6 protein-coding genes and 1 pseudogene are annotated in these 6354 nt (G+C 49.1%); 6 read left to right on the forward strand and 1 reads right to left on the reverse strand.

Features of this window, described 5'->3' with window-relative positions; all coding sequences use genetic code 11:
* Window positions 1–257 precede the first annotated feature (257 nt).
* Window positions 258–1343 (forward strand): AI-2E family transporter, encoded by a 1086-nt coding sequence (locus RC73_RS19170; RefSeq protein ID WP_039036131.1) that lies wholly within the window; start codon window positions 258–260, stop codon window positions 1341–1343.
* Between the two features lie 119 nt (window positions 1344–1462).
* Here RC73_RS19170 and RC73_RS19175 read toward each other — a convergent pair whose 3' ends face one another.
* Window positions 1463–2770 carry an amino acid permease gene (locus RC73_RS19175; RefSeq protein WP_233962337.1) on the reverse strand — a complete coding sequence of 436 codons (1308 nt, stop codon included), beginning with the start codon at window positions 2768–2770 and terminating at the stop codon, window positions 1463–1465.
* A 40-nt stretch (window positions 2771–2810) separates the two neighbouring features.
* Here RC73_RS19175 and RC73_RS19180 point away from each other — a divergent pair, with 40 nt between their 5' ends.
* The 5 genes and pseudogenes from RC73_RS19180 to RC73_RS19200 all read left to right on the forward strand — a co-directional run bounded on the left by RC73_RS19180 (window position 2811) and on the right by RC73_RS19200 (window position 6259).
* On the forward strand, window positions 2811–3119 hold the full coding sequence (locus RC73_RS19180; RefSeq protein ID WP_160289593.1) for a hypothetical protein: 309 nt from the start codon (window positions 2811–2813) through the stop codon (window positions 3117–3119).
* Complete coding sequence (locus RC73_RS19185; protein WP_039036133.1) at window positions 3116–4390, forward strand: L-cysteine desulfidase family protein; 1275 nt, start codon at window positions 3116–3118, stop codon at window positions 4388–4390. Before RC73_RS19180 ends, RC73_RS19185 begins: the two co-directional genes overlap by 4 nt.
* Window positions 4391–4434: 44 nt before the next feature.
* Entirely contained in the window at window positions 4435–5088 is a 654-nt protein-coding gene (locus tag RC73_RS19190; RefSeq protein ID WP_039036134.1) for a helix-turn-helix transcriptional regulator, read from the forward strand.
* Window positions 5089–5136: 48 nt separating this feature from the next.
* A pseudogene (locus tag RC73_RS19195) lies at window positions 5137–5529 on the forward strand (IS3 family transposase); the annotation flags it as partial.
* Between the two features lie 166 nt (window positions 5530–5695).
* Window positions 5696–6259: a hypothetical protein gene (locus RC73_RS19200; protein WP_039036135.1), complete on the forward strand. Its 564-nt coding sequence runs from the start codon at window positions 5696–5698 to the stop codon at window positions 6257–6259.
* Window positions 6260–6354 lie beyond the last annotated feature (95 nt).

Genomic DNA, 6354 nt, shown 5'->3' on the forward strand with positions numbered 1-6354 from the left:
TTCACCGTGGGGGTAAACTACAAGTTCTAATTCTATTGCTACTGAAAAAGCCACCTGTATCACAACAGGTGGCTTTCAGGAGTGGCATACCACTGACGCTTGACTATTTAAGCGAGTATATGGCCCAAGCAGTTCTTCTCTTGCACTGCCGCTCCGTGGTTTAATAACTGCCGCCATCTCGAATCCAGGCCCAAGCATGTGGCCCCGCCACACAGATGGCAAACTCAACATACTTTTTGAATTAACAAGGAATTCCCGTGTCCGTACGTTTTCGGGTCGAACCCCGCCATTGGTTAATCCTCGCCGCTTTGGCCATTGCGGCTTATGCCTGTTATCTATTGGTCGCTCCCTATCTGGGCGCGATTCTGCTGGGATTTATCGTTTCCTTACTGTTTTTACCCGTGCACAAGCGCATCGAAGCGAAACTCCCCAATCACCCCAATCTGAGCGCGCTGCTTTCCTGTGTTTTGCTGACGGTAATCATACTTATCCCGCTGCTGTTTATGCTGATTTCCGTGATTGAGCAAGGGGTCAGCTCTGCCACTCAGGCTTATCAATGGCTGACTCATGGTGGCGCCAAAGAGTTGCTGGAGCATCCCTGGGTACAATCGTCGCTGGCGCTAACCAATAAATGGTTGCCGTTCGATAGCATAGATCCGCAGGAAATATTGCAAAAAGCTACCGCAGCACTTACGGAGCTCAGTACTCGACTGGTCGGCCTGAGCACGGCACTGCTTGGCAATATCACCGGCTTCTTTGTCAATTTCTCCCTGATGCTGTTCGTGCTGTTTTTCTTCCTCAGGGATAACGAACAGATAATTACCAGCCTCAGACACGTTATCCCCCTGTCCCGCAGCCAGGAGGATAAAATTCTCGATGAGGTGGAAAAAGTGGCTAAGTCGGCAGTACTCGGCTCCTTCCTCACCGCCCTGGCCCAAGGTTTTGCCGGAGGTATCGCCATGGCCATAGTCGGCCTGCCCGGATTATTCCTCGGCTGCATGATGGCGTTCGCCTCTTTTATCCCTGTGGTGGGTACCGCACTTATCTGGGTACCGGCCGCGCTTTATCTGGCCTTGACCGGCGATTGGGGCTGGGGCCTGTTCCTCTGTGCCTGGGGGATATTGGTGGTTGGTTCTATCGATAACTTCCTGAGGCCGATTCTGATGCAAGGCTCTGCCGGCATGAGTACCTTACTGATCTTCTTCTCTTTGCTGGGAGGACTGCAGCTCTTCGGGCTTATCGGCCTGATCTACGGCCCTATCATCTTTGCCGTTACCCTAGTGCTGTTTCATCTCTATGAAGAAGAGTTTCACGACTTTCTGCAGCAGCAGGACAAGGCCTGAGCTCTTCACATAAGTTTTGGCCTAACCCCTCGGCGTCAATTTGCTATCGCGCCATTGACAACGCCCCGCATTGCGGGGCGTTCTTCACTCGATTCTTTAACATCCAAACTTCAAGTCAATCAACTGAATGCCAGGAAGGGTGAGATACACAGTAGGATCCCTGTAGCGATAATCACGTACAGGCCAACGCCCTTGTATTTGTGTAGCGCCGGCACCCGATAAACCAGATAGGCCGGGATCAAACAGCCAACCAAGCCGAATATTGGACTACAGATAGAGGTGAAGCTCAGCACTGGGGCGTTCAACACAATGGCACTCCAGGATAGCAATATGGTAAATACCATGATGCCGTAGCCCACCAGCTTGGTGTTGATCTTCTCCTTGGGCATAACCCGCTGCAATAGGTTCATGGTGATCCCCTGACACGCTTCCCGAAAACCCAAATAGACCCCGAAATAGGCCGTCATCACCGCAAAGATATTCAGTGTCAGACTCAAGAGCTTCAGCGTTTGGCCGGGCATCCCCTGCGCCACTATCGCCAGGGCGGAAATATTTTCCTGCTCGGCTTTTACCGCCTGATCATGCCCCAGCGCCAGCGTAAAGGACACAGCATAAAAGAACACAGTAACAAACAGGATCCCGAAAGCTATGTTCATCGCCCGCATCGCTTTGAAGCGCGCCACCTCGATAGATTTCTCCCTGGCACGGTAAGAGATCACCATGGGACTGAGGCTTTGAATAAACAGGATCGAAGTCAAGGTAAATGGCAGCATTACTACCGCATCGCGGATCCAATCTGTGCTAGTGGGCACAGCGCCGATATTATTGATATCCCACTTGTCGACCATCATCAGCCCAAGCAGTGCGACCACCCCAAGCTTGGTGAGCACCATAAGGGTCGAAATCTTGAACAGCAGGCTTTCGCCGCGGGAAGCCAGTGCAACCAGAAGACAAATAAGCCCCAGACCATAGAAGGGGTTTTCAGACAACAGACTCTTGGTGGCTCCAAAGCTTTGCAGGAAAGATGCACTGTCATTGGTGATCGCCGTCGAGTAGACAAACACCCAGATCACCAACATGACAAAATAGAGGGCACCGAGAAATATGCCCCAGTTTTTCCCCAGATAATCACCAATCACGCTGGGGTAATCCCGACACTCACGGGACTCGGCCAAGGTATTGATAAACAGTCTTTGAAACATATACATGGCCGGATAACCGACAAGGGCAGACAAGAGAAACACCCACAGTCCCATTAAACCCACCTGCACAGGTAAAAAGACGATACCTGCACCTATGGCCATGCCGATCGACATGATGATCCAACCCCAATCAGTACTGTCAAACCGGGTCGCCTCCTTCCATGCCTGCGTATCATTCCGAGTAATGACCGCGCCCCACTCTGGTGCCAAAGTGTCAGTTTTCATATAACGACCCTAAATATTATTGGATACTGCTTGTTATTTTTTGCAAAAAAAGTTGCACCTCTTTATCTGGGCAGCCATTCTTTTTTGCAATTTTGTTGATATCAAAGGATTAAATGAAAAACGCCATCAATTACAAGATGTGGGTCACACTAGCAACAATTGCCGCCTCATTAACGGCAAAATAGATTTGCACAACAGCCTTGGTATGCAAATAATTGCACCGTTAAGCCGAAACGCATTCAAAAATAGTTGCAAGTTGTCTCAAGGGATTATGGGCAATATTGATACAATGACCGCAAGCCAAGCCCTTGCCTATCCCCAACTCAGACTCGCCGGAATCCAGTCATGAAACCACAGTGGCAACAATATATAGCTATCCTCAATCAAGTTGTACGCCCTGCGCTGGGCTGCACCGAGCCTGTTGCCGCTGCCTATGCCGCCGCTGTCGCCACTGAAACGCTGGGTACCAAGCCTTTGAGCCTGGAAGTTCAGGTTTCGGATAACCTCTACAAAAACGCCATGGGCGTATTTGTCCCCGGAACCGGCAAGATAGGCCTGGCCATTGCCGCAGCTGCTGGAGCCCTTGGGGGCGATGCCAATGCCGGTCTTGAAGTGCTGGCAAATATCAACCCGGCGCAAGTAGCCGAAGCCCAGGCGCTTATTGATGCCGGCATGGTCAAGATATCCCGTATTCAAGCAGACGAGTTTATTTATTGCGCGGTAACCGCTGCCAACGACAAACACCAGGTTAAAATCGTTATCAGTGGCAGCCATACCCGAATTACCGAGAAATGGCTCGACGGCCAACAATTGTATCGGGCCGAAGCGTCAGCCCAAGGCAGTACTGCTTCGGTATGCAACGGCGTCGATATCAGCATTGCCGCAATCTATGAGTTTGCCACCGGGGTAGATGTTAACCGAATAAGATTTATTCTGGCGGCGTCCGATCTTAACTCCCGCTTGTCCGACGAAGGCTTGAATTCGGCCTATGGTCTGGAAGTGGGCCGAACGCTGAAGAAAAATATCGATATCGGCTTGCTGAGTGACGACCTGCTCAACTCGATAGTCATGTACACGGCGGCGGCCTCGGATGCGCGCATGGGGGGCGCTACCCTACCGGCCATGAGCAATTTTGGCAGTGGCAATCAGGGCATAGCCGCCACTGTACCGGTAGTGGTCACCGCCAAGAAGTTCAGCTGCAGTGAAGAGCAGCTGGCCCGGGCACTTATCATGAGCCACCTCGGCGCCATTTACATTAAGTGCCACTACCCGCCACTGTCGGCTTTTTGCGGCAATACGGTGACCAGTGCCGCAGCGGCCATGGCCATGGTGTATCTTGCCGGGGGCAGTTTTGAACAAAGCTGTTACGCCATTCAGAATGTCATCAGCGACAGCACTGGCATGGTCTGTGACGGCGCCAAAGCTTCCTGTGCCATGAAGGTCAGTACCTCGTCCAGCGCGGCTGTACGGGCATTTTTGATGGCGCTCAACCAACATGCCGTATCGACGCAAGGCATAGTCGCCGCCGATGTCGAACAAACAATCAAGAATCTGGGGCAGATGATCTGTGATGGCATGGTGTCGACCGACAATACCATTATCAGTATCATGTCTGCCTAAGCTCCAGTGCCCGGCAATAACCGGGCTTTCACACAAGGATAGCGGTGAAACTTCACAAGTTAACTCCCAAAGACATGGAGATACTCAACGCCATCAAAAATGTGGTCGACGGTATCGCCACCATGTATGGGCAACACACAGAAGTGGTTTTACACAGCCTGGACCGAGACCACCCTTCAATCATCAAAATAGCCAACGGCCATATTACCGGCCGCAGTGTCGGTGCACCTATTACCAATCTGGCATTGGAAAAACTCAAGCGCGGCCAGGATATCTCCGAGACTTATCTGAGCCAAAGCGGTAATGGCAAAACTCTGAAATCCATCACCACGGTTATCCGCAACGAAAAACAGATGGCCATAGGCCTTTTATGTATCAACACAGATATGGATGCGCCTTTGATGTCTGTGTTGCGCTCCATGCTGCCGCAACAATCCCCGCTCACAGAACACTGCGGTACGTCAGAAGTATTCGCCGTCAATATTGAGGAAACGCTGCACAGCACCATAGACAAGGTCAACCAGGAAGTACGCCATTGTCAACAGATCCCGTCATCGAAAAAAAACCGTGAAATCGTGACCCGTCTGTTCGATGCCGGCATTTTTGAACTCAAGGATAGCGCCCAGGTGGCCGCCAAGCGGCTGGATATTTCGGTGCACACCATTTACCGCTACCTGAGGGAGTTAAAAGCCCCTTAGACTACGTCTAGGGAAGCAGAACTTTACTGCTAATGCGGCCAACCTGAAATGGGGTGGTCGATGGCAAGCAGAGTGACATCAGCACATGCTTGTGACGCATTGAAGATGGCGTTATTCCGCTGAGGTTTCCCTACTGACGTGATTGTCCATAGCGACCACCGAGGAAGCCAATACTGCGCAAACGATAACCGTGCTTTGCTTCAGAAACATCAGTTAGTACAAAGCATGAGCCGTAAAGGGAATTGCCGGGATAACGCTTGCGTGGAAAACTTCTTCCACGCATTAAAAGTTGACGCGTTGCAAGACGAGCCGCTCATGGCACGTGAGCAAATGAGACAAGCGGTATTTGAGTATATTGAGGTTGATTACAATCGGACCAGACGGCATAGTGCTCTTGGGTATTTGAGCCCAGAAAAATTTGAATTAAAAAATAGTGCTTAGCTAAGTGTCCATTATTACCGGATCAGATCAATCCTGGAATACCCGGTGGCGCGAAAGTAACAATGTGAATTATGGTAATTCCCAAATGGTCTTGGTGGTCATTACCACCTGAACAAAAACTGTACATACAAAATAATTCCATATTAATACACCTAGGTAACTTACAATGAAATTAAATAAAGCTTTCATTTTACCAATACTCTCTATTTTAGTGGCTTGTAGTCCTAACTACAATGAAGATGTAATTACTAAAGCCGACATGATAATTAATGCAGAGGCATTAATTATCAAAATCAACCAATATAATATAAAAGAAATCTCTTACCTTTCTGAAGAAACAATTGTTTTAAATGGAGTTGTCATTAATCCTATTACCAAAACTTTTGGGAAAAGTCCGGACGGTGGTTTTATGATGACATATACCCAAAAAGCTGCCGAGAATAAAATTGAAAAATGGAGCCAAGTATTATCCATGACTCAGCCAAATGTAACGTTATCACAAGAGAATCTAAATGAGATACTTGTAGACATGGCTGAAATTGGCGTTACTGATGTGTTTAACGACACCAAATATAATACAGTCCGCATTCAATGGGGGAACTCTGTGATGTTAGGAATAAACGGTTTGGTTTTTGGTGAGAGTATGAATATAGAAGCATTCCAAGAACACGCACAATTTGATATTTTCAAAAAAGTATCAGATGGAGTCTACTTCTTTCAGTTATTATAAGAATGATACGAATAGATTTCTGTAGCGGCATAGTGAATTTGGTTACCTAAGGAAGGTGCGAACAAGTCCCATGTGTGCTCTGCGTCGGCTTACGG

Source organism: Shewanella sp. ECSMB14102 (assembly GCF_000813075.1).
Lineage (GTDB): Bacteria > Pseudomonadota > Gammaproteobacteria > Enterobacterales > Shewanellaceae > Shewanella > Shewanella indica.

Bases quoted from the DNA above. Each gene is read 5' to 3' on its own strand.
- RC73_RS19175 (WP_233962337.1), bottom strand. From the start codon at position 2,770: ATGAAAACTGACACTTTGGCACCAGAGTGGGGCGCGGTCATTACTCGG.
- RC73_RS19185 (WP_039036133.1), top strand. From the start codon at position 3,116: ATGAAACCACAGTGGCAACAATATATAGCTATCCTCAATCAAGTTGTA.
- RC73_RS19200 (WP_039036135.1), top strand. From the start codon at position 5,696: ATGAAATTAAATAAAGCTTTCATTTTACCAATACTCTCTATTTTAGTG.